21 protein-coding genes, 1 pseudogene and 1 other annotated feature are annotated in these 20473 nt (G+C 38.6%); of the genes and pseudogenes, 3 read left to right on the top strand and 19 right to left on the bottom strand.

Annotated features, from left to right (window positions below; genetic code table 11):
* Positions 1 to 84 precede the first annotated feature (84 nt).
* Together ACGLYD_RS05095 and zapA are read right to left on the bottom strand one after the other, a co-directional pair.
* Positions 85 to 624, bottom strand: coding sequence for a CvpA family protein (locus ACGLYD_RS05095; RefSeq protein ID WP_067207826.1), 540 nt, complete (start codon positions 622 to 624; stop codon positions 85 to 87).
* Between the two features lie 9 nt (positions 625 to 633).
* The gene (zapA, locus tag ACGLYD_RS05090) at positions 634 to 912 is read right to left on the bottom strand and encodes a cell division protein ZapA (protein ID WP_399631710.1); all 279 of its coding nucleotides are present in this window, start codon (positions 910 to 912) and stop codon (positions 634 to 636) included.
* Positions 913 to 985: 73 nt separating this feature from the next.
* Between zapA and rnhC the strand changes: the two genes are divergently transcribed.
* Positions 986 to 1921 (top strand): ribonuclease HIII, encoded by a 936-nt coding sequence (rnhC, locus tag ACGLYD_RS05085; RefSeq protein ID WP_338652864.1) that lies wholly within the window; start codon positions 986 to 988, stop codon positions 1919 to 1921.
* 291 nt (positions 1922 to 2212) lie between these two features.
* Here the strand turns inward: rnhC and pheT are convergent, their stop codons facing one another.
* The 3 genes from pheT to ACGLYD_RS05070 all read right to left on the bottom strand — a co-directional run bounded on the left by pheT (position 2213) and on the right by ACGLYD_RS05070 (position 6812).
* A complete protein-coding gene (gene pheT / locus ACGLYD_RS05080; RefSeq protein WP_399631707.1) occupies positions 2213 to 4624 on the bottom strand; it encodes a phenylalanine--tRNA ligase subunit beta in 2412 nt (803 codons plus the stop codon).
* Positions 4625 to 4637: 13 nt separating this feature from the next.
* Complete coding sequence (gene pheS, locus ACGLYD_RS05075) at positions 4638 to 5675, bottom strand: phenylalanine--tRNA ligase subunit alpha (RefSeq protein WP_354314311.1); 1038 nt, start codon at positions 5673 to 5675, stop codon at positions 4638 to 4640.
* An 80-nt stretch (positions 5676 to 5755) separates the two neighbouring features.
* Positions 5756 to 5986 (bottom strand) — a binding site (T-box leader).
* A 61-nt stretch (positions 5987 to 6047) separates the two neighbouring features.
* Entirely contained in the window at positions 6048 to 6812 is a 765-nt protein-coding gene (locus ACGLYD_RS05070) for a TrmH family RNA methyltransferase (protein ID WP_399631703.1), read from the bottom strand.
* Between the two features lie 91 nt (positions 6813 to 6903).
* On the opposite strand from ACGLYD_RS05070, the gene sspI reads away from it, so the two are divergent.
* Positions 6904 to 7116, top strand: a complete 213-nt coding sequence (gene sspI, locus ACGLYD_RS05065; RefSeq protein WP_067207810.1) for a small acid-soluble spore protein SspI — start codon at positions 6904 to 6906, stop codon at positions 7114 to 7116.
* Positions 7117 to 7245: 129 nt separating this feature from the next.
* On the opposite strand, the gene ACGLYD_RS05060 is transcribed toward sspI, so the two are convergent.
* On the bottom strand, positions 7246 to 7443 hold the full coding sequence (locus ACGLYD_RS05060; protein ID WP_342537927.1) for a hypothetical protein: 198 nt from the start codon (positions 7441 to 7443) through the stop codon (positions 7246 to 7248).
* A gap of 224 nt (positions 7444 to 7667) precedes the next feature.
* On the opposite strand from ACGLYD_RS05060, the gene ACGLYD_RS05055 reads away from it, so the two are divergent.
* Complete coding sequence (locus ACGLYD_RS05055) at positions 7668 to 8108, top strand: universal stress protein (RefSeq protein ID WP_399631700.1); 441 nt, start codon at positions 7668 to 7670, stop codon at positions 8106 to 8108.
* A 47-nt stretch (positions 8109 to 8155) separates the two neighbouring features.
* On the opposite strand, the gene ACGLYD_RS05050 is transcribed toward ACGLYD_RS05055, so the two are convergent.
* From ACGLYD_RS05050 to ACGLYD_RS04990, 13 genes and pseudogenes are all read right to left on the bottom strand, one after another.
* Complete coding sequence (locus tag ACGLYD_RS05050; protein ID WP_067207801.1) at positions 8156 to 8671, bottom strand: DUF2798 domain-containing protein; 516 nt, start codon at positions 8669 to 8671, stop codon at positions 8156 to 8158.
* A 188-nt stretch (positions 8672 to 8859) separates the two neighbouring features.
* A complete protein-coding gene (locus ACGLYD_RS05045; RefSeq protein ID WP_067207798.1) occupies positions 8860 to 9423 on the bottom strand; it encodes a TetR/AcrR family transcriptional regulator in 564 nt (187 codons plus the stop codon).
* Between the two features lie 335 nt (positions 9424 to 9758).
* A complete protein-coding gene (locus tag ACGLYD_RS05040; protein WP_067207795.1) occupies positions 9759 to 11912 on the bottom strand; it encodes a penicillin-binding protein 2 in 2154 nt (717 codons plus the stop codon).
* A gap of 367 nt (positions 11913 to 12279) precedes the next feature.
* A complete protein-coding gene (locus tag ACGLYD_RS05035; protein WP_255428630.1) occupies positions 12280 to 12837 on the bottom strand; it encodes a GNAT family N-acetyltransferase in 558 nt (185 codons plus the stop codon).
* A 653-nt stretch (positions 12838 to 13490) separates the two neighbouring features.
* Positions 13491 to 13844 carry a hypothetical protein gene (locus tag ACGLYD_RS05030; RefSeq protein ID WP_067207792.1) on the bottom strand — a complete coding sequence of 118 codons (354 nt, stop codon included), beginning with the start codon at positions 13842 to 13844 and terminating at the stop codon, positions 13491 to 13493.
* Positions 13845 to 14168: 324 nt separating this feature from the next.
* Positions 14169 to 14615, bottom strand: coding sequence for a small multi-drug export protein (locus tag ACGLYD_RS05025; protein WP_340742591.1), 447 nt, complete (start codon positions 14613 to 14615; stop codon positions 14169 to 14171).
* Positions 14615 to 15103: a hypothetical protein gene (locus ACGLYD_RS05020; protein ID WP_340741833.1), complete on the bottom strand. Its 489-nt coding sequence runs from the start codon at positions 15101 to 15103 to the stop codon at positions 14615 to 14617. Before ACGLYD_RS05020 ends, ACGLYD_RS05025 begins: the two co-directional genes overlap by 1 nt.
* A gap of 2 nt (positions 15104 to 15105) precedes the next feature.
* Positions 15106 to 15309, bottom strand: coding sequence for a helix-turn-helix transcriptional regulator (locus ACGLYD_RS05015; protein WP_187047331.1), 204 nt, complete (start codon positions 15307 to 15309; stop codon positions 15106 to 15108).
* 330 nt (positions 15310 to 15639) lie between these two features.
* The gene (gene argF, locus ACGLYD_RS05010) at positions 15640 to 16602 is read right to left on the bottom strand and encodes an ornithine carbamoyltransferase (protein ID WP_340741832.1); all 963 of its coding nucleotides are present in this window, start codon (positions 16600 to 16602) and stop codon (positions 15640 to 15642) included.
* Between the two features lie 144 nt (positions 16603 to 16746).
* Positions 16747 to 16935, bottom strand: a pseudogene (locus ACGLYD_RS05005) (peptidase M28); the annotation flags it as partial.
* 403 nt (positions 16936 to 17338) lie between these two features.
* The gene (locus tag ACGLYD_RS05000) at positions 17339 to 18046 is read right to left on the bottom strand and encodes a hypothetical protein (RefSeq protein ID WP_399631694.1); all 708 of its coding nucleotides are present in this window, start codon (positions 18044 to 18046) and stop codon (positions 17339 to 17341) included.
* Positions 18043 to 18318, bottom strand: coding sequence for a hypothetical protein (locus ACGLYD_RS04995; RefSeq protein WP_399631691.1), 276 nt, complete (start codon positions 18316 to 18318; stop codon positions 18043 to 18045). The genes ACGLYD_RS05000 and ACGLYD_RS04995 overlap by 4 nt, the downstream gene beginning before the upstream one ends.
* A gap of 580 nt (positions 18319 to 18898) precedes the next feature.
* A complete protein-coding gene (locus ACGLYD_RS04990; RefSeq protein WP_399631689.1) occupies positions 18899 to 19900 on the bottom strand; it encodes a HEPN domain-containing protein in 1002 nt (333 codons plus the stop codon).
* Positions 19901 to 20473 lie beyond the last annotated feature (573 nt).

Below are 20473 nucleotides of genomic sequence, written 5' to 3'. Positions count from 1 at the left end.
GATATACGGAAGCGTCCTTTTGCATTCGGCCGCTGCGGATAGACAATTCTAGAAAAAAGCTTCCCTCCAAAAAGGGGGAAGCCGTCAGTTTGTATAAATGTACCACCATTTTTTCACAGTTTCAGATAACACCGGCGTATGTTCAAACATCGACTTAGCAAGCAATGAATTGCTTATCCTTTCTTGGATAAACTCTATCGGTAGCATAGCCAGCAGATAGAGAACAAGGAACATAAGTATATAGAATTCGATAAATCCGAACAAAGCTCCCGCAATACGTGCAACGAAACCGAGGACGGGCAAATACTTCAGGAAATCAAACATAGATGCAATGAGCTGCAATCCAAATTTGACAACAAGAAATATCAATACAAATGCCAGTAATTGATAGAACGTCCCATCTAGATCAAGTTGTTCGACTGTCATGGATAATTTTGAACCGGCAGTCACACCTGGATAAGGAACCCAAAGAACAAATGCTTCCGCAAGTTGTTTATAGTACGTATAAGCGACGACAAGTGCGATGATGAAACCTGTCATATGTATAATTTGGACAATGAGTCCCCGTCTGAATCCAGTTACGAGTCCCCCAAATAGGAGGATAATAATTAATAAATCAAGCATGTAATACCGTCAACCCTTCAGCTTATTCAATTCTTCTTCTAATTGTTCAATTTGCATTTTTAATTTAAGATTATCATGTACACTATTAACGGCGGTTAGCACAGCGATTTTTGTACTGTCGAGATAAGGGTTATGGGCACTGATTTCCCTCATCCTTTCATCGACCATCGAGGCGACCAGCCGCATATGAGTGCTTGTTTCGGTACCGACCATTTTATAGGTCTGTCCGTATATGTCAACTGCTATGCGTGTCTTCTGTTCGTCTGCCAATGATACGACCTCCCACATAAAAAACTCTGTTATTAATCATACCACGAAATGGTTTTAGTTGTGAATTAAGTCGACGAGAGGAAGTTATAAATTGAGTAATCAAGTTATTATTGTAAACAGTCAAGATATGAAAAAAGTGATAAATCATTACACGTCTTCAAAAGTCGTACGCAATGCTCCTGGCGTCGTCTTTGCAGCGAAACTACCTGATACCTCAATCACAGCCTACAAGTCCGGAAAAGTACTATTCCAGGGCGCAGGATCTGAACGGGAAGCCGCACGCTGGGGTACTGCAGAAGTTAAAGCGGGGTCGGCCGCATTGAAAACAAAAGGTGATGTGCTGCCAGACCGCTTAGCACAGTTATCCGTTCTCGGGTCAGATGAAACAGGAACGGGTGATTTCTTCGGGCCTGTTACTGTTGCAGCTTGTTTCGTCCGTGCCGATCAAATAGAGCTTGTTCGCGAACTTGGTGTAAAAGATTCAAAAATGCTAACAGATGACCTCATGCGAAAAATCGCACCTGATTTACAGGAGGCGCTCATTTATAGTGTGCTGACGCTTGAAAACGAGAAATACAATGATGTACAAGCGAGCGGCTGGTCTCAGGGAAAGATTAAAGCCCTCCTTCATAATCAGGCACTTAAGCATGTACTCCGGAAAATGGACGGAGAGAAACCCGATTATATTTTGATTGACCAATTTGCGGAGCGCGGCATTTATTATAATCACATCAAAGCGGAGGCTGAAATTGTGCGAGAGAATGTGCTGTTTTCGACAAAAGCGGAAGGTCTTCATATGTCGGTTGCAGCTGCGTCAATTATTGCACGTGTTGCGTTTTTAGAAGAGATGGACCGGTTGAGTGGTATTGCAGGAATGACACTGCCGAAAGGCGCAGGACCGCGAGTGGATGAGGTGGCCGCCAAGATTTTATTGAAAAGCGGTGAAGATACTTTGAAATCACTGACGAAGTGGCATTTTGCGAATGCAGGGAAAGCTAAGAATCTCGCGGCTAGGAAAAGACGGTGAGTTTTTGACGTGTAATCACAACTTTCGAATTCTAATACCAACTTTGAGAATCTAATACCAACTTTTGAATTCTAATCTCAACTTCGATATTCTAATCACAACTCTTCGTTTTCGCGAAAATCTAAGCAACAAATGCCAAGGTAATTACTGTAATTGCAACTTTACGTTTTTAATGGCAACTCTAAGATTCTAATTTCAATTTTTCAAACGTAGTTGCAACTTTTCTTTTCTAATTGCATTTCCCCAAAAAGAGGCACACAGAATAGAATTCTGTGTGCCTCTTGATTTTAGTTATCCGCGAAGCAAAGCTCCTGCTTCTGTTGTTAATGCGTTCAATACTTTGTCATGCGCTTTGACAACTTCTTCGTCTGTCAATGTGCGCTCAGCATCTGAATATGTCAGTGAGAACGCAAGTGATTTCTTGCCATCTTCAACATTGTCCCCTTCGTACAGGTCAAACAATCTAACGTATTTCAACAATTTACCACCAGCGCTGCGAATAACGTTTTCAAGCATACCTGCTGATGTATCGCTCGAAACGACAAGCGCAATGTCCCTTGAACTCGATGGGAAACGTGGAACCTGGGTATATAAAAGTTCTTCCGTTTCAACTGCCAAAATTTCAGCAAGGTTCATTTCCATTACATATGTGTTTTTCAAATCACGTTTTTTCTGTTCTGTCGGGTGAATTTGTCCAATCAAACCTATCCGTTCGGCATTATAGAAAATGTTTGCTGTCCGTCCAGGATGCATCCCGTCAAGAACAGTTTGTTCGAATGACAGACCTTCAGAAAGACCGAGACTATCCATCATGCCTTCGACAATTCCTTTTAGAACGAAGAAGTCGACCGATTTCGTTTCAGCTTGCCATGCATGGTCAACCCATTTCCCAGTAATAACAGCTGCAACATGTTCAACTTCTTGCGGCAGTCCATCTTCCTCTTCACCAAGGAATACCGATCCAGTTTCATAAAGTGCTACCGAATCCATACGGCGTGCAACGTTGTATGTTGCAGCCTCAAGGAGATGCGGGATAAGACTTTGCCGAAGGATACTGCGGTCTTCACTCATCGGCATCAGAAGTTCTGTAACAGGTGCTGTTTCAAGCGCGTAGCTTTGTGCCTGTTCCTTAGATGTTAATGAATACGTCAGTGCCTGGAAGAGTCCTGCGCCTTCAAGGAACGCTCTAACTGTACGACGTTTCGCTTGATACGGCGACAACCCACCCGGCGTCGATTCCGTTATTGGAAGTGTCATTGGAATCAAGTCATAGCCGTACATCCGTGCAATCTCTTCGATAATATCTTCTTGGATTCGAAGATCCTGCCTGCGTGTCGGTGCATCTATGATCAATTTTCCGTTCACCGCTTCTGTTGGGATTTGTAATCCGTCTAAAATAGCTAGCATTTCTTCAAGAGGGATCTTCATACCAAGGCGATTGTTAATATAATCCGGTGAAACAGTAATGCGTACAGGCGTTTTATCGAGTTCATCAACAATGACAGATCCAGCAAGCACTTCGCCCCCCGCAATTTCAGCCATAAGCTGTGCGGCACGTTCTGCTGCTGCTTCGACTCGATTAGGATCGACTCCTTTTTCAAAACGTGTACTCGCATCACTACGAAGTCCAAGCTCTCTCGAAGTACGGCGGACAGATCCTGATGAGAAGTAAGCAGATTCGATGACAACCGTCGTCGTTCCATCATGTACTTCCGTATTTAATCCGCCCATTACGCCAGCAATCGCTACAGGTTCTTTACCATTCGTAATAACAAGTTGATGCGCTTCCAGTGTCCGTTCAGTATCATCCAATGTCGTGATTTTTTCACCTTGTTCCGCAAGACGGACAGCGATTTCACCTGTTCCAAGACGGTCATAGTCAAATGCATGAAGCGGCTGACCGTATTCCATCAGGACAAAGTTTGTAATATCGACAACGTTATTATGTGGACGTACTCCAGCAGCCATTAAACGGTTTTGAAGCCATAACGGCGATGCTTCTACTTTAACGTTTTTAACGACTTTCGCTACGTACATCGGATTTTCTTCTTTTGCATCGATACGCAGTTTCAGCATATCTTCGGCTTTTTCATTTGAAGCCGTGTAGTTAATTTCAGGGAGTTGTATACCTTGTGATAAAATCGCTCCAACTTCATACGCAACGCCTATCATGCTGAGTGCGTCTGAACGGTTAGGCGTTAAATCGAATTCAAGCACTTGATCATCAAGACCAAGCAGCGGGAGTGCGGATTCACCTGGTACAGCTGATTCAGGAAGCACATAGATTCCTTCTGCATATGCTTTTGGTACAAGCTTGCCTTCAATTGCAAGCTCTTGAAGTGAACAGATCATTCCGTTCGATTCCTCACCACGCAGTTTTGCTTTTTTAATCTTCATGCCGCCTGGTAGTACTGCACCTGGACGTGCAACAATGACTTTTTGCCCTTCTGCAACGTTGGGAGCACCACAAATAATTTGTGTAGTTTCTTCCCCAACATCCACTTGACAAATATTCAACTTATCCGCTTCAGGATGTTTCACACATTCCAACACATAACCCACAACTATGTTCGTCATACCATGCGAACGGTCGATGATGGAATCAACTTCAATGCCCGAACGTGTAATTTTCTCCGCAAGGTCTGCCGTAGAAATTCCCTCTATATTTACATATTCACTTAACCATTTTGTAGATACTAACATATTCGTCTCCTCCTCAAGCTTCCGTCCGGTGGAATTGCGATACGAACCGCACGTCATTTGTATAGAAATGACGGATATCTTCCACACCATATTTCAACATTGCAATACGTTCAGGTCCCATACCGAAAGCGAAACCTGATACAACAGCGGGGTCATAACCAGCCATTTCCAGTACATTCGGGTGTACCATACCGGCACCTAAAATTTCGATCCAGCCTGTTTTCTTACAAACGTTACAGCCGTTTCCGCCACATTTAAAACATGAAATATCCATTTCAACAGACGGTTCCGTGAATGGGAAGAAGCTCGGACGCAGACGGATTTCACGCTCATCGCCAAACATTTTTTTAGCGAATAAAGAAAGTGTCCCTTTCAAGTCGCTCATGCGGATATCTTCACCAATAACAAGCCCTTCAATTTGCGTGAATTGATGAGAATGCGTCGCATCGTCACTATCACGACGGTACACTTTACCTGGGCATATAATCTTAATCGGCGCGCCGCCTTTCGCTTCCATCGTCCGTGCTTGAACTGGAGACGTATGTGTACGAAGAAGAATATCTTCGGATATGTAGAACGAATCTTGCATATCACGTGCTGGATGGCCTTTTGGCAAGTTCAGCGCTTCAAAGTTGTAATAATCTTTCTCAACTTCAGGACCCTCAGCAATTTCATAGCCCATGCTGATGAAGAAGTCTTCGATTTCCTCAACAACACGTGTTAACGGATGGTGATTTCCAGTACGTGCAGGACGTCCAGGCAATGTTACATCAATCGATTCTTTTTCAAGCTGTTCGTTGATGGCTAATTCTTCAAGTTTCGCCATACGGTCTTCGAGCACTTCTGTCACTGCCTCACGAATAACATTGACAAGCGCCCCCATTTTCGGACGTTCTTCAGCAGGAAGTTTCCCCATGCCTTTCAGCAAATCAGTAATTGGCCCTTTTTTCCCTAAGTAGGCTACACGAACTTCATTCAATGATTTTACATCTGAAGCTGCTTCAATTTTTGCAAGCGCCTCTACTTTCAACAGTTCTAATTGTGCTTCCATGTCAATTCTCCTTTCAAAATAAAAAAAGTGTAGGGCGTCTGGCGCCCGAAACTAGACGAAATAAAAACCCCGCCCCTTAAAAAAGGGACGAGGACGATTTCGCGGTACCACCCTGATTATCATACCCGAAGATATGATCACTCAAATCGGAATAACGGTCCGGCACCGGCACACCTTTACAGCTTACGCTGGTCCTGGCGGCAGCTCACGGGGTGAACTTCGACAATCATTTACCCATCTGCGCTTTCAGTCAAGGCGCGGACTCCCTTTCGGCTCATGTATTGTTTACTTTTCCCGATCATTGCTTTTCATTTCTATTCATAACCAATAGTATACCCGATTATGATTTGATCATCAACAACATGCTAATTTTCACACTTTAGAATACGTATATAGCAGGATGCCCGTTGCCACTGCGACGTTTAACGATTCTGCTTTGCCGTACATTGGAATCTTGACCGTATTATCCGCCATCTCAAGCAAATCCGGATTGACGCCACTGCCTTCATTTCCAACAATCAATGCAAATTCGTCTTGTGGCCAAATATCGGAATGATTCACAGCATTTTTCAATCCTGTCCCCAAAACTTGGATGCCCGCTTCTTTCGCCTTAGCCGTCCATTCAATAAGATCACCCTTGACGATTGGAATATTGAAATGTGAGCCTTGCGCAGAACGTACTGTTTTCGGGTTATACGAATCAGCGGTCCCCATTCCAAGAATAACTGCATCCATTCCAGCAGCATCTGCCGTCCGAATCATCGTTCCGACATTACCAGGATCCTGGACTGCGTCAATTAATAAAAGTTTTTTCCATGCTGAATAATCCTCTTCGGCATGCTCCGGCTGACGGCAATGTGCATAAATACCCTGCGACTGCTCCGTTTCCGAAATTTCTTTCGCAATTGCCTCTGTTACCTCAACAAGCTTTACACCTTCGATAGACCATCCTTGAGGTATTTCAACTCCGTCACGGGTGATTAACGCGAGAATTGCCCCATTACTTTTTAATGCTTCTTCAACGAGATGAAAACCTTCGACAAGGAATTCTTTCGACAGATCGCGTTCTTTTCGTGTTGTGACAAGCTTTTTCCAATGTTTCACGAGTGCGTTTTGTGATGATTCAATTCGTTTCATATGTACGTTACCGCCTTTTTCTTTTCAGTGTATCAAATGACGGTATAGTTGGCGATTTTTGTGTCCAAAATGAAAGTGGGAGGTTGATAAAATGGATTTTCAAATAAGAGATGCCATTTCAGCAAACATGACGAATAATACAGCGGATGATATCCGTAACGTTGTGGAAGATGCCATTAAACGAGGTGAAGAGCACCTGTTACCTGGACTAGGGGTGTTTTTCGAAAAGCTGTGGAATCATGCAGGAGAACAAGAAAAAACAAAGATGGCCGGAGAGCTAGCACAAGTATTTGCGGCAAGTTAAATTATTCAAAGATTGCACGGAGCACTATCACCGGCGCAATCTTCTATCACGGCGTTTGGATAAACGTAAAGCCGCTCATTAATTGAGCGGCTTTTGTATTTTAAGAACTAGCTATTTTCCAAAAAGAAATCAAAGCCCATCGCCGTTACAAAGCCAAATACAAGTATCCATAATGCAATACGGATGGTCATCCATATGGTTGTGTTCACTTTGCTTGCTCCAAACAATAACCCGATGAGCGCCGCGGTATGCGTACCAATCCATGTATGCTTTATTTACTTCAAATTCATTTGTCCCATTCGGTCCACTTCGAATCCCCTTTTCCATCTTCCTTTTTCCACAACCCCATCTATCCACTTTTTAAAAAGAAGTGAAAATAGAAAGAAAAACTCGAAGAAAAGTATATTGGATAATCTGAAAAACTTTATAGTCGTTTTAGTATTTGCAGTGATTAATGTTATATTGTATTTGTTCATGAAAAAATCAAAAAATGTGAATTCAAAATAACTACAACTGATTTATTACATAATTTAAAAAGGAGATTATGACTAATGGCAACTGGTTATAAAAGTATTGTAGTAGCTGTAGACGGTTCAAAAGAGGCCGATTATGCATTTCGTAAATCACTTGAGATTGCATATCGAAATAAAGGATCACAATTAAACATCGTTAACATTATTGATACGCGCTACTTGGGACCTCTTGATAAAGAAATTGCTGGGCAAGTCAAAGAACAATCTCAACAAATTTTAGAACGCTATAAAGCACGCGCAGCAGCTGCTCGCGTTGAAAATGTAACTATCATTATTGAATATGGTTCACCTAAAACGGTGATTACAAAAGAGATTGCTAAATTGGTGAAGGCAGACTTAATTATTTGCGGCGCTACGGGGCATACGCCAGTAGAGCGCTACTTAATTGGTTCTGTATCTGAAGCAATCGTACGTTCAGCTAAATGCGATGTTTTAGTCGTCCGTACGCCTGCTGAATGAATAATAAAAAAATCGCTCAGACTTTTTGAAAAGTCTGAGCGATTTTTTTAGATATTTTGTGTATTCGTTTGAACTGCGGCTTTTCTATCTTGCGCTGCGTGCATTTTAACCATTACTAAACGTGCAAATGGTTGGATAACTACGCTCTCTAAAAATAGGGCGAGTAAGAAGTTACGGGGCCAGATTTGGATAAAGTGTGCAAAGATATCAGTTGTAAAACCATCCCCAATGATAACCCCAACAAATGTCATTGTAAATGACATACCTAATACTGTGAAAATTGTACGGAACATAATACGAGCAGCAAAACCATCTGTTGGCGAAATGAATTTAGATGATAAAAATTCTGCAAAACGACCGATTGCTACCGGTTCAATTATCATGACGAAAACCCAAATAATAGGTAACACGATTAGCATGTTCATTGCAACATCTTTGTTGAAGCCTCCAGCAGCAAGGATCATATTGATTGGTCCCATTGTTAATACTGATAATGTTACGATAATTGCGCCAAATAACGCGCCCTCTTTACTGTTTTTCGGTAGTCTGTTTTCTTGATGCATAGTTTGTTTTTCTTCCTTTCAAAATTCATATTTGAGACCTACGTTAAATACATCGATGAATATGCCAATAACAAATCACGCTATGGAGTGAATAATCGTAAGATATATCAATAAAACCGCAGTAAATGTAATTTACACTAAAGATGCACTCAGTTTAACAAACACAATATTAACGGGTTCTGTCGAATTTACTTGTTCACTTTTAATATACCCGGCAATAATGTGGCAATTGTTTTCAAAGGTGTTGCGGATTTTTGCGTCAAACAAAGCATCATTGCACCCTCAATCGAAGCTGTCATCAACAATGCGATAGCGGAAGCTGATTCACTCGAATAGCCTTCCGTTATAAGTTTCTCATAGTAAAGGTGTTGAATGTTTTCATATAGAGCACTACAAGCAGTACGGACTGGTTCACTCATCGTTGCCATTTCACTGACAATGCTACTAAATGTATAGCCGATAATGGTGCCACTTTTTTCAAAATCCCGAATTAACTTATCAATCATTGAGAGTATGGCGTCCTTAGCTGATAGATGCCTGCTGAAAATAGCTTTGATATCTGTGGTAATGGCCTCATTTAAACCTTGTAAACAAATAATCAATAATTCTTCTTTTCCGTTTGGAAAATGATGATAGAGCGCTCCTTTTGTAACATTACAAGCTTTTAAAATCTCGTTAAGTCCAACATTTTTATATCCTTTTTGTTGAAAAAGGGTCGTAGCAGTATCAATTAATTGCGATTTTATATCCATATTTGATGTATCTCCTTCCGCATACCAACTGGTCTGTTTGTAAGTATAACAAAATTTTACCCAGAATTATAGTTTTCAGTTTTTTCGAATTTCAGATGACAAAGAACACGCCTTATTTGAAGGGGTTATTTTAGAATTCTAGGAGTTTTTTCTTAGCGATAGGCGGAGGAATATCCATGAATATTCTTTTAAAATTAATTGACAAGAAGACTGTACGTATTTTATAGGAGCGGATTCTCTTTTCGAAGAGCTTAATTTCATTTTCATCATAAATAGCGGCTTAGGCTTTTATCTATTGAAAAAGTAGGGAAACCATTCTTCTGGTTTCCCTACTTTTATTTTTCAGATTCTTTTTTAGGTGCCTGTATAATTGGTTGCTCGGCTGCTGTAGAAATTTCTTCTTTAGCTCTTTTTACTTTTAGTTTAAAATATTCGTCTACTGCTTGTTGGATAATCTTATTTTGAGCACCAGCCGTGTGATCTCCTGGCTTTGTAGTAATGTTTGGGATAAGAACCGCATAAGCAATTTCCGGATTTTCGTAAGGTGCAAACCCCACATGAGATAGATTGATTGTCGATTTCCCTGAGCTGAATGCTTGTGCGGTTCCCGTCTTCCCTGCTCCATCATAGTCTTTTCCAGCAAAATGATTCGAGGCCGTTCCTTTAGGTGCATAATACACGTAATGCATACCACGCTTCACTTGATCAATTTCCGCATCAGTACTATGAATCCTATTTAAAATATTGACCTCTGTTTCTTGAATGAGAGAACCAAGAATTTCACCATCCTCAGATGGTTCGCGTATTTCTTTTAATACTTTTGGAGCTATCCGATAACCGCCATTTGCAATTGTTGAGACGTATTGAGCCAATTGAAGTGTTGTATAGGTATCGAACTGCCCGATGGATAAATCCATTAAAATACCGATTGAATTACTTTCGCCAATCAGACCGGGTGACTCCCCCGGTAAGTCAATGCCAGTTTTTGTTCCAAGTCCAAAAGACGCGAAAGATTGTCGGAACGTATCAAATGCATTTTCCCTAATGCGTTTCGCTCCTTCAGTGCTGTTGTTAGAATCCGCCATAGCCATTGCGATACGGAACATATAAACGTTCGAAGACTTGCCGATTGCTTCAATATCAGTTACAGCAACCCTAGAGTCTTGATTAAACAGCGATCTTTTTGTAATTCCACCGATTCTAATCGGTTCATCTATCTTCGTTTCGCCGATACGTACCACATTTTCCTGATACCCCGTAAGAAGCGTCGCCATCTTCACTGTTGATCCCGCTTCATGGTTCGCAGTAAATGTACCATATGCATAGTCCCATATTTCGAGTTTTCCTGTTTCTGGATTCGTAACAACTTGCTTACCTACAAGCGAAAGAACTTCACCGTTATTTGGATTCATCATAACTACAAAAGCCCTGTCCAATTCTCCGGTATTTGGCCCTCTTTTCAATTCCAACAGTTTATCCGATACAATACTTTCAATTGTCTGATTCAGTTCACTATCAATCGTCAGAATAAGATCCTTACCAGGTTCGCCTTGTCGGATTGTTTTCGTTTCGACGACACGCCCACTACGATCTTTAATATTCTTCACAATTGTTTTTTGCCCTTTTAACAAATCCTCATAATATTGCTCAATATAACTTTTTCCAACACGGTCATTTCCTGAATAATCCCGTGCCAAGAAATAATTCTCACGGGATTTAGGAATACCTTCAATGGGGCTCGTGGTTGTCCCTAGAATCGTATTGTCTGATCTTCTCACACGTTCCCAATCTGTCGTTGTATCCACGCCCGGTAACTCTCCTAGACGTTCAGATACAGTTGCGAATTCCTCGTCCGTCACATTTCCACTTTTCACTATTTGCGGTGAGTATGCATAGCCCGACATCATTTCTCTGTAAATCGCAAGTACTTCTAGCTCCTCTTCCGTAAAAGAATCAATTTCTTCGTCCGTAATTCGTTTTCGTGTAAGCCTATTAATCTTCTTCTGCAATTCCGTCCGTGAAAGCTTACTATCCTTTTCAAGTCTCTCTTGTTCCTTTATAGAAACTTTTTCCGTTGCTGCTTTTGAATTCTTTAAAATCCAAAAGTCTCTCTTATCTCCAGGGGTAATCCTTTTCGTCTCTTGTTCAATCAAGACCGCAAGTTGCTCAGCAACTTTAAGCATCTCGGCTGAAGTCGTCGACGTCATTTTCGTATATGTAATGGCGTTCTTCGGATCATTATCAACTAGAACAAACCCCATACGGTCAAATATTCTTCCCCTTGGCACACTTGTGTTGACGGGTATTTCTTCCTTTTTTTCCAACTCACGGGAATACTCTTCACCTTTAACGATTTGTAAATAACCAAGGCGGAAAATGAGCAATGAAAATAGGACAAAGATTGAAAAGAATAGGAAGTTCATTCGCAATACGATCTGTTTTCGTTGGCGTATTTTAGCCTGATCCGCCTTGCGTATCTGTTTTTTCATTACGCCCCTCCCTCCGTTACTTATTTTGAATTATATCATTCATAATAGAAAATTCACATATTTTTACGTTCACGGAAGTATTTACCTCTCACTCAATAAGAAAAAGCTCCCCCGTAAGGAAGCCGATTCTTAAACTAAAGCATTCGGTAGTGAAATAAATTAGATGCAAAAATAATCCAGTAACAAAAAAGTGAAAAAACAATAAAGACAATAGTATACAATTAACGTTTAAAAGAGAATTACACAATCATAATTGAAATTATAAAAAGGAGCTGCTTAAGCTCCATTACTTATGCTAATGCGCTCGTTCGCTGAAAAAGAGATATAAAAACAGACCATTTAACTGGTCTGCCTATTCAAAGGTTAATTATGTCTTACATTCCCAATCTTTTCTAAGTAAACCCATAATATAAATATCATGATACTTACCAAATCTAAAGAGTTCTTCTTTTAGAGTACCTTCCAAAAGAAAACCACATTTTTCATAAGAACAAATCGCCCTTTTGTTATAGCCAAATACTTGAAGTTTCACTTTATTTAAATTCATATAATTAAAAATAAAATCTACCAATACTTTCATTGAATCGGTTCCATAGCCTTTTCCTTGGTTTTCAGGTCCTATTGAAACACCAACGTGACAAGTACTACTTTTCCAGTTCACTAAGTAAACAGCGATAGTTCCAATGAATAGTTTTTCGTCTTTAAGTTCGATTGCAAACATGTAGTCATCTTTCTCAGAACTAATCTCACTAAGAAATTTCTCGTGGTCCGCCTCAGTAGGTGGAAATGGAATACCATCATTCATTAATAAACGACTTTCCATTATATCTTCAATTGCAAAGAAATTCGCATAATCCTCTTTTGTAATTTTACGTAAAGCAATTTTATTTCCTGATAAAAAACTCTCACTATAATGCTTAATCAATTTAATGTCCCCCAATTAAATTGCAGGGGTCAGCAGTAAGGGTTTGCGATATTCTACTGTGCCCTTGCGAAGTTTTTTTGTTCACTTAATTCTTTTAAAACTTCTACTGCAATGCTCGATAACATAGGCTAATCTCCCTTTTTTTTGATACTCAAAGTATACATTGAATTCGCAGAAATTTCCAACCAATTATAGTTTTTTAATTTTCAAGGGAGTTCGATAAGATAAAACAAGCCCAAGAAACCTAAGTAGCTCCGGTAATGTGGATATAAGGTTGGAAGACAACAAATAACATATTGTTCAACAAGTTAAATAACATTAAACTTAGCACAAAAAATCGCTTGGATATCAATGCGGCCACTGAAAAAGTTCTTTTTCATAGTAAGAACTAGTTGATTGTAGTGAAAAGCGGCTTTTGCGAGCAAGGGTCAAGAATGACTTAATTTCTGCAAAGAACACAGAAATACGGCAAATCGAACCCTTTGCTTTTCGATTGGCTAAAGCCGTGCCTGCGGAAAGCATCCGCTCGGAACGAAAATCAACGGGATTGAAGGAAATATGACTTTTTCATTGGCTTCATATCAATCCGAGCGATTTTCATTTTAGCGTACTTATCTTTTTCAATTAAAGCCATCTTTGCTTAAACAAGGGATTTATTCACCTGGCATATAGCCAATTACTTCATTGAGATTGGGGTCAATAAGTATTAAAGGGGTACCAACCACAACATTCTCTTTGTCTTCAAAAGAAACGATTAATATCTCTTTTCCTTCATAAGTTTTATCCAACAATTCATAGCTATTATTCGCAATCATTTTCTTCACTTTCGCACTTTTCCAGTCTTTTTTAGCATTGTCATTCCAACCTTTTTCTTCGATAAACGCCCAAGCAACTTCTCTGACATTTTCATAACTATCTGTATCAGTGATATTCCCTACTTCTTGGTTATTTGAACAACCAACAATCAAAAATGCTGTTATTGCTAAATATAAAAATTTCAACTTCATATACTTTTCACCCACTTTTCTTATTACTCGCCAGGTTTACCAGTATAAATCACTACACCTTCACTATTGTAAGCAATATATTCAGCTTCATAGACATCATTACTATCAATTCTAATGATTCAAACCTTTCAGCAGAACCTTTGGGTAGAAGTTCAAAGTCATAGAAAATGTCCGTAAGTCATTGATGATTGGAAGCAAAGTGTGTTTTGCTAGTTCCTTCACCATTTAATTGTTGAAGTGGCCGTGGTCGATCCAACAATTAAAAAGACAAACTAAACAAACACGAAAGTTTAAACTTTCGTGTTTGTTTCTGTATTATTAGATTCAAAGGTTTTCCACGAAGAAATCGAAGCCCATCGCTGTCGCAATGCCGAATACAAGCGTCCATAACGCAATGCTAATCGTCATCCAAATTGTCGTGTTCACTTTACTTGCCCCAAATAACAATCCGATAAACGCCGCAATATGTGTTCCGATTAAAACCGGACCGAGCAACGCGAGTCCAGGCATACCATATTTATTCCAGATTCGTTTCCCCCGCTCAGTCCGCTTCGATTCTTCTTTTCCATCCTTCTTTTTCCTTGACTCCATCCATTCCTTCACTTTTTGGAATGCAATAATGAGAATCAGCACCGTCAACATATTACCAACGAATGCAAGGATCATGACCCAAATCGGGGACAACCCTCTAATGATGCCTAGCGGGATGACAAGTGCGATTTCTAACCACGGAATGGCAGCACCTAGAAACACTAAAAAATATTCAAACATCATTCATCTACCCCCGTATATTTCCTGACTTCTGTGTAATAAATTAAATATTGCCCCATTGAAAGAAGTAAAAGAACCATTACCACACCAATCGTTCCAACTTGGAGTCCTAAAGACAAACCAGCAAAAAGGGGGATGGACCAAACAAAATAAGTATAGACTTTCTTTGTCGCCCGTTTCGTAACCTCTTGAAATAGTTCGTCATCCTCCATATATTCTTGCGGCTTCCATGAGAATACATTAATTTTATGATTCGGCATCCGTTTATTGTGCTTGACAACATTCCAAGTAAATAACGCTAAATAGAAAACGAAAACAAGCAGCGCAACTCCCCAAATCACTCCCCATTCCCCTTGCACATTAACCTCGAAGCTCCTATCTCCCACTGTGAAAACAGAAGATAAACCAACCAGCCAAGTGAGGAGCATTGCTATAACGATGACACCCATTTGCCATAGAGGATACGTAATTCTCATATCATTCTTCATTGTCATTCCTCCCCTTCTAACCAAAATAATTCGTTAATGTCACATTCCAATGCACGTGCCAATCTCAATGACAGTGTCACGGACGGTGAAAATTCCCCTTTTTCGATGAAGCCAATTGTTTGTCGTGTCACGCCAACACGTTTTGCCAGTTCAATTTGTGTGAAATCATGTCGTGCTCGCAATTCTTTCAGCCGATTCTTTAACATCGTGACACCTCCTATTCATAATGTATACTAAACTTAACATTATGTACAGTATTATTAACATTAAGTTAGGTTTAATATACAAAAAAAGCCCAGGCATTAAAACCTGGACTTGTTAATCTATAGAAGTTGGATGTAAGTACTTGCCAATTAGTTACAAGTCATTTATTGATGTAGTCAGGACTGTCGATTACGTTATGACCGGCATGGGGCTAGTTATGCTCACCACGGGTGTACTTATGACCGCCACGTAGCTCCTTATGCTCGCCATGGAGGCGCTTATGACCGCCACGTGCTACTCACATCAAAACCTGGACTTGTTAATTTATTTTATTACAACAATGAAGCAAGAACCGCTTTTTGCGCATGCAGTCGATTGCCCGCTTGCTGAAATACATAAGAATTCGGTCCATCAATAACAGACGTCGCAACTTCTTCTTCACGGTGTGCAGGTAAGCAATGCAAGAACATATAATCTTTTTTCGCATGTGCGACCAATCCGTCGTTAATTTGAAACTCTTTGAATGCTTCTAGGCGTGCAGCCGCTTCCTCTTCTTGGCCCATACTCGTCCAGACATCTGTATAAACGACGTCAGCTCCAGCGACAGCCTCTATTGGATTCGTTGTTTCAAAGACACTTCCGCCATTTTTAACAGCAATGGCTTTCGCTTTCACTAAGAGGTTCGGATTGTATTCGAACCCTTTTGGCGTCGCGACAGCTACGTTCATACCCATATGTGCCGCAGCAATTACAAGTGAATGCGCTACATTATTACCGTCTCCTACATAAGCTAACTTCAGCCCCGCTAATGAACCTTTCACTTCCAAAACTGTCAGCAAGTCTGCTAGCGCCTGACACGGATGGAAAATATCCGTCAAACCATTGATGATTGGAACCGAAGTGTGTTGTGCTAGTTCCTTCACCATTTCATGTGAATTCGCACGGATCATGACGCCGTCCAAGTACTCAGACAATACATGACCTGTGTCATAAACGGACTCCCCACGGCCAATTTGCAAGTCACGTGCATTCATGAACATTGCATGCCCCCCAAGTTGGATCATACCCACTTCGAATGAAATACGTGTACGCGTTGAATGCTTTTCAAAAATCATCCCCAGTGTTTTTCCGGCCAATAAATTCGGCATCTTGCCAGCCGCCATATCTTTTTTCATCGCATCTGCTTTATGCAATAAATACGATACCTCTTCATGTGTATAATCAAGCAGGGTAAGTAAATCTCTCCCTTTCAATCCTTCTACTATTTTCGCATTATCCATTTCAATCTTCACCATTCCCTCATCCCCTATCGTTTATTTCAATTGGTATCTCTGATTATATGTATGCATAATTATAAAGTCAAGTGTATTTTTATAGATTTATTCAAATAAAAAAACTGCCCAGACCATTTAATTGGCCTGAGCAGAATAATCGTTCAATTATTCAAATGTAATCTTATTCACCGTGTCACGGTCTAATTTCTTAATGACTGCGACAATCAGTTTCACTGTATTTTCATAATCGTCGCGGTGCAGGATACCTGCATGAGAGTGAATATAACGTGTTGGAATACAGATTGCAAGTGATGGTACGCCATTGCCTGACAGATGAATTGAACCTGCATCTGTATGAATCCTACACCTCTACCATTTCCACTTATAAATACAGTATATATGCGACTTGGCTGTTGAAAGAACGTACTTTATCGGAAGTAACTATATCAGAACAAGGTTTTGCCTTCATTATTTTTAGTCTACTATGTAAGATTAAATTGTTCAAGTTTCAATCTTCTACTATGTGCTATCGTTTCGTTAGTAACTTCTATTCGTGTGGCCGTCAGAGGTCACTTCTTTAAAGCTAGATACCCTACCTTACCCTCTGCTCTAAAGCTAGTAATCGCTTAATACCGCTTCTATTGATTACCTCGAAAGATGATGAATCAACCTCAGTAACAAACCTTGTCCCAGAAGCTCACAATGGCTCTTCGAAGCGGTTTAAGGACATTCGGTAGCCGTATATAAAAGAATGATTTTACCTTTTCACTCCTCTGCAATATCCGAAAAATTTTAAATCAACTATATCTAATTCTGCTAAGGTTACATTGAAATTCTTTTTTGTGGATATTTTGTAGAATTTAGTATTTTTGTCCACAAAAGTAATTACGGGTGATAAACTTGCCCAAGTAAATTTAAAAGAAGGCTTATTCATAATGGTAAGGATATTAGGGTGATTTATTGCCTCACCAAAATTTTTCATTGTATTTAAGAACTTTATAGCTTCATTTTCAATAAAATCCTTACGTTTATAACTATTTCCTTCAAAACTCAATTCATACATCTCCAGATAATCAATAAAAGACGGTATAAATTCTATTGTTAAAGTTTGTTTTAAGTCTTCTCTTGTTTCCTTAGACCGTTCTATATCAGTTTCTTGCATGTAGGCAATCATTAGTCTTAAAAGCATTTGAATATTTTCTGATTTTTCATAATATAATTTGCGTGTAATTTTGCATTTTTCCGTAATGTCTATTTTTAAACTTGAATTTTCTAGTTTCAATTTCTCTATTTCAACACGATTTTTCTTTGCACCTAAAAGCCAACTAATAGTAATAGATAACCCGTATATCAATAAGATTAATATATATATCCATTTTAAGTCATTTTTCTCAATAAAAGAAATTAACTCGCCAATCCCATTCTCCTTAATAGAAGAAGAACTATTTAATAAAATCAAACTCATTTATTATCCCATTTGTCTGCTTCGACTGTTAATTGGCTTAACAAATCATCAATATTGTCAAGAGATGAAGCTGATTTTTCTAATAATATTTCATAAATCTCTCGATTGAATGTTTTTTCAATAGCTTCCTTTACTCTACCTAAGCTACCGCTTTGTTTAGATTCATTAAAATAATCTATAACTTCATTTTTTTCTTCATTAGTGAGTCTACTTCCTTTTACATTCTCAGCATAAGAAAATATAATCTTTTTAAATCTTTCTTCTTGAGCCATTCAAAACACTCCTTTTTTTACTAATTATTACTTTTACACCTACTGTCGTAAATAAACAACAATACAATGTCAATATTTGCATTATTTCATACTAGCAACTTATAATCTAGTTTCTTATTCAATCTGTATCACTTTTCTCATAGCGCCTCACGTTTCAAGGTATTCATCGATTTATTAATTCATCTATGTTCCATTTCCTTCAACCCGATAGAAAGACATTTTTTCTAATAACTTCAATATAATAAAACTCTTGTCCATGTCATATCGTTTCGCTTCTTCTCTCTCGGTGTGTATGTATAGATGGTTATACTCATTTTGCTCTCTGTAAGCTCAAATATCGGAATAAATACAGTAAAATTATTGAGGAATCCTTCTTTTGGGGAAGATTTTGGCTAATTAAGTATTCCACACAGTACAAGCTATCTAATAACATAATAGTGAAATTTATTAACTTCCTAATCATTTTTTTGGGATTTGTTTCCGCGATAGTTACTATCGTTTTAGGATGGGAACCTTTTAAGGAATTACTACAAAAATTTCTATAAAAGGAAAGGACTTTACTAATCTAGGTAGAGTCCTTTTATAATTGGTTCTCTAAATCAATTCTTATATTTTTCTTTTCTTTAAATACTCTTTTAAAAGTTTCTCCTAATAGCACAAGACAATCATAGTATTTTTCCATTTGTTGTTTGTCTAAACTAAAATCAAGTTCTGCTTCATGAATAAGTTTATGGCGTTTCTCCAACAACTCTGACAAGATGGAAATCATTGATAATTCTTGTCCATCAATCATCATTTTATGTGAAAATATATCTTTAAAAAGGTCTATACCTATAAAATGCGTATATGCTTTATTGGCCGAGTTAAAACTTTGGAAAGAATAATTTTCCATTTCCACCTCTATAATGTTTTTCTCATTATTAAGTAATTCTTTAACCACCGCATAAGATAGTTTTTCTTTTCTTTTAAAGATTAGATTTTCTGCTTCTTCATTTGAACTAATATAGTTTTGAAGAAACATTCTTAAAAAACTCTCCATAATAGACACTAGAAAAGGAACTAAAGTATTGTTTCTCAATAAACTTTTTTCAAATGTAGGTAGTATTCCAAGTTTTTGATATTCTAATAGTTTAGCACTATCTACTTCTTCCATTAATTGTTCAGCCATAGCCAAATTTCTTTCAAATGTGATATAAGCGTAACCGCATGCGATTTCAGTTCTAGATAGATTAGGGAAGTCATTTTCGTAATACCCAATTTCACCATCGCTATAAACTATCCCGCCAAACGCCTCTTCAAATTTTTTAATAATATCTATTTGCATTTGAAAATCACCGTAACTTCTACCTGCATTTGTTGTAGTGCTACATACCGTCCTAATTATTTTGCTGTCATCTCCATAAAAAGATTCAACATCATAAGCAAATGAAAACCAACAACCTCTTATGGAAATAAAATCGCCATTGAACCAATAGTATCTGTTATCATTTCTTTCTTTCTTGAAACCAACCGAATATATAATTTCCTCAATATCACGTTTATCTAGATGTTTATCTATTAATATCTGAATATCAATACTCACTATTCCACCCCTTACTATATTCATTATATACTTTATGATTCTTCTTATATATCAATTTAACCAATAAGCTAGTTTCGATTTTGCACATTAGGTACATCTTATAATACAAAACCCGATTGAGTATTATCTGTTAATGGAATTAGAGATTGATGAAGAGATTGTAATCAATGCAACTTGGGAAAAATCTAAACAAATTTCAACACGAAGTTCATTATATAGAAGTAACTCAAAATGGAAAGATGAAATAGTTGGATAATTAGCCAATCAAAAAAGAGAGAGTAACATTTTTTCACTCTCTCTAATGATAGATGAGAAATGGAGCAGTCTACATAAAAGGTACATGATAACGAAAACCAATACATTTGCGGGAGTGGTAGTGCCACTGTGGTTTTCACTAAATTAGAAACATTTTTTTGGTAATTAGCATCCCCCACTATAGGAGCCAATGAGACCCACAACGGATGGCTACATCACTTTCTAATATTTCCCAATCATTTTGTAGAAGATGTTCTTTTTCAACTCTAGTTTTGTTCAAGTGTCTGACTTCGGTGTTTAGATATGGTTCTTATATCT

The sequence above is a fragment of the Sporosarcina sp. SG10008 genome (genome assembly GCF_044569405.1).
GTDB classification, from domain to species: domain Bacteria; phylum Bacillota; class Bacilli; order Bacillales_A; family Planococcaceae; genus Sporosarcina; species Sporosarcina psychrophila.
Note: the sequence above shows the minus strand (reverse complement) of the source record. Positions and strands in the feature narration are given on the sequence as shown.

Bases quoted from the DNA above. Each gene is read 5' to 3' on its own strand.
- ACGLYD_RS05025 (WP_340742591.1), bottom strand. From the start codon at position 14,615: ATGTTTGAATATTTTTTAGTGTTTCTAGGTGCTGCCATTCCGTGGTTA.
- ACGLYD_RS05050 (WP_067207801.1), bottom strand. From the start codon at position 8,671: ATGCATCAAGAAAACAGACTACCGAAAAACAGTAAAGAGGGCGCGTTA.
- ACGLYD_RS04995 (WP_399631691.1), bottom strand. From the start codon at position 18,318: ATGGCTCAAGAAGAAAGATTTAAAAAGATTATATTTTCTTATGCTGAG.
- ACGLYD_RS05055 (WP_399631700.1), top strand. From the start codon at position 7,668: ATGGCAACTGGTTATAAAAGTATTGTAGTAGCTGTAGACGGTTCAAAA.
- ACGLYD_RS05020 (WP_340741833.1), bottom strand. From the start codon at position 15,103: ATGAAGAATGATATGAGAATTACGTATCCTCTATGGCAAATGGGTGTC.
- ACGLYD_RS05045 (WP_067207798.1), bottom strand. From the start codon at position 9,423: ATGGATATAAAATCGCAATTAATTGATACTGCTACGACCCTTTTTCAA.
- ACGLYD_RS05070 (WP_399631703.1), bottom strand. From the start codon at position 6,812: ATGAAACGAATTGAATCATCACAAAACGCACTCGTGAAACATTGGAAA.
- ACGLYD_RS05000 (WP_399631694.1), bottom strand. From the start codon at position 18,046: ATGAGTTTGATTTTATTAAATAGTTCTTCTTCTATTAAGGAGAATGGG.
- argF (WP_340741832.1), bottom strand. From the start codon at position 16,602: ATGGTGAAGATTGAAATGGATAATGCGAAAATAGTAGAAGGATTGAAA.
- zapA (WP_399631710.1), bottom strand. From the start codon at position 912: ATGTGGGAGGTCGTATCATTGGCAGACGAACAGAAGACACGCATAGCA.
- sspI (WP_067207810.1), top strand. From the start codon at position 6,904: ATGGATTTTCAAATAAGAGATGCCATTTCAGCAAACATGACGAATAAT.
- ACGLYD_RS05040 (WP_067207795.1), bottom strand. From the start codon at position 11,912: ATGAAAAAACAGATACGCAAGGCGGATCAGGCTAAAATACGCCAACGA.
- ACGLYD_RS05060 (WP_342537927.1), bottom strand. From the start codon at position 7,443: ATGGAAAAGGGGATTCGAAGTGGACCGAATGGGACAAATGAATTTGAA.
- ACGLYD_RS05095 (WP_067207826.1), bottom strand. From the start codon at position 624: ATGCTTGATTTATTAATTATTATCCTCCTATTTGGGGGACTCGTAACT.
- ACGLYD_RS05015 (WP_187047331.1), bottom strand. From the start codon at position 15,309: ATGTTAAAGAATCGGCTGAAAGAATTGCGAGCACGACATGATTTCACA.
- pheT (WP_399631707.1), bottom strand. From the start codon at position 4,624: ATGTTAGTATCTACAAAATGGTTAAGTGAATATGTAAATATAGAGGGA.
- ACGLYD_RS05030 (WP_067207792.1), bottom strand. From the start codon at position 13,844: ATGAAGTTGAAATTTTTATATTTAGCAATAACAGCATTTTTGATTGTT.
- pheS (WP_354314311.1), bottom strand. From the start codon at position 5,675: ATGGAAGCACAATTAGAACTGTTGAAAGTAGAGGCGCTTGCAAAAATT.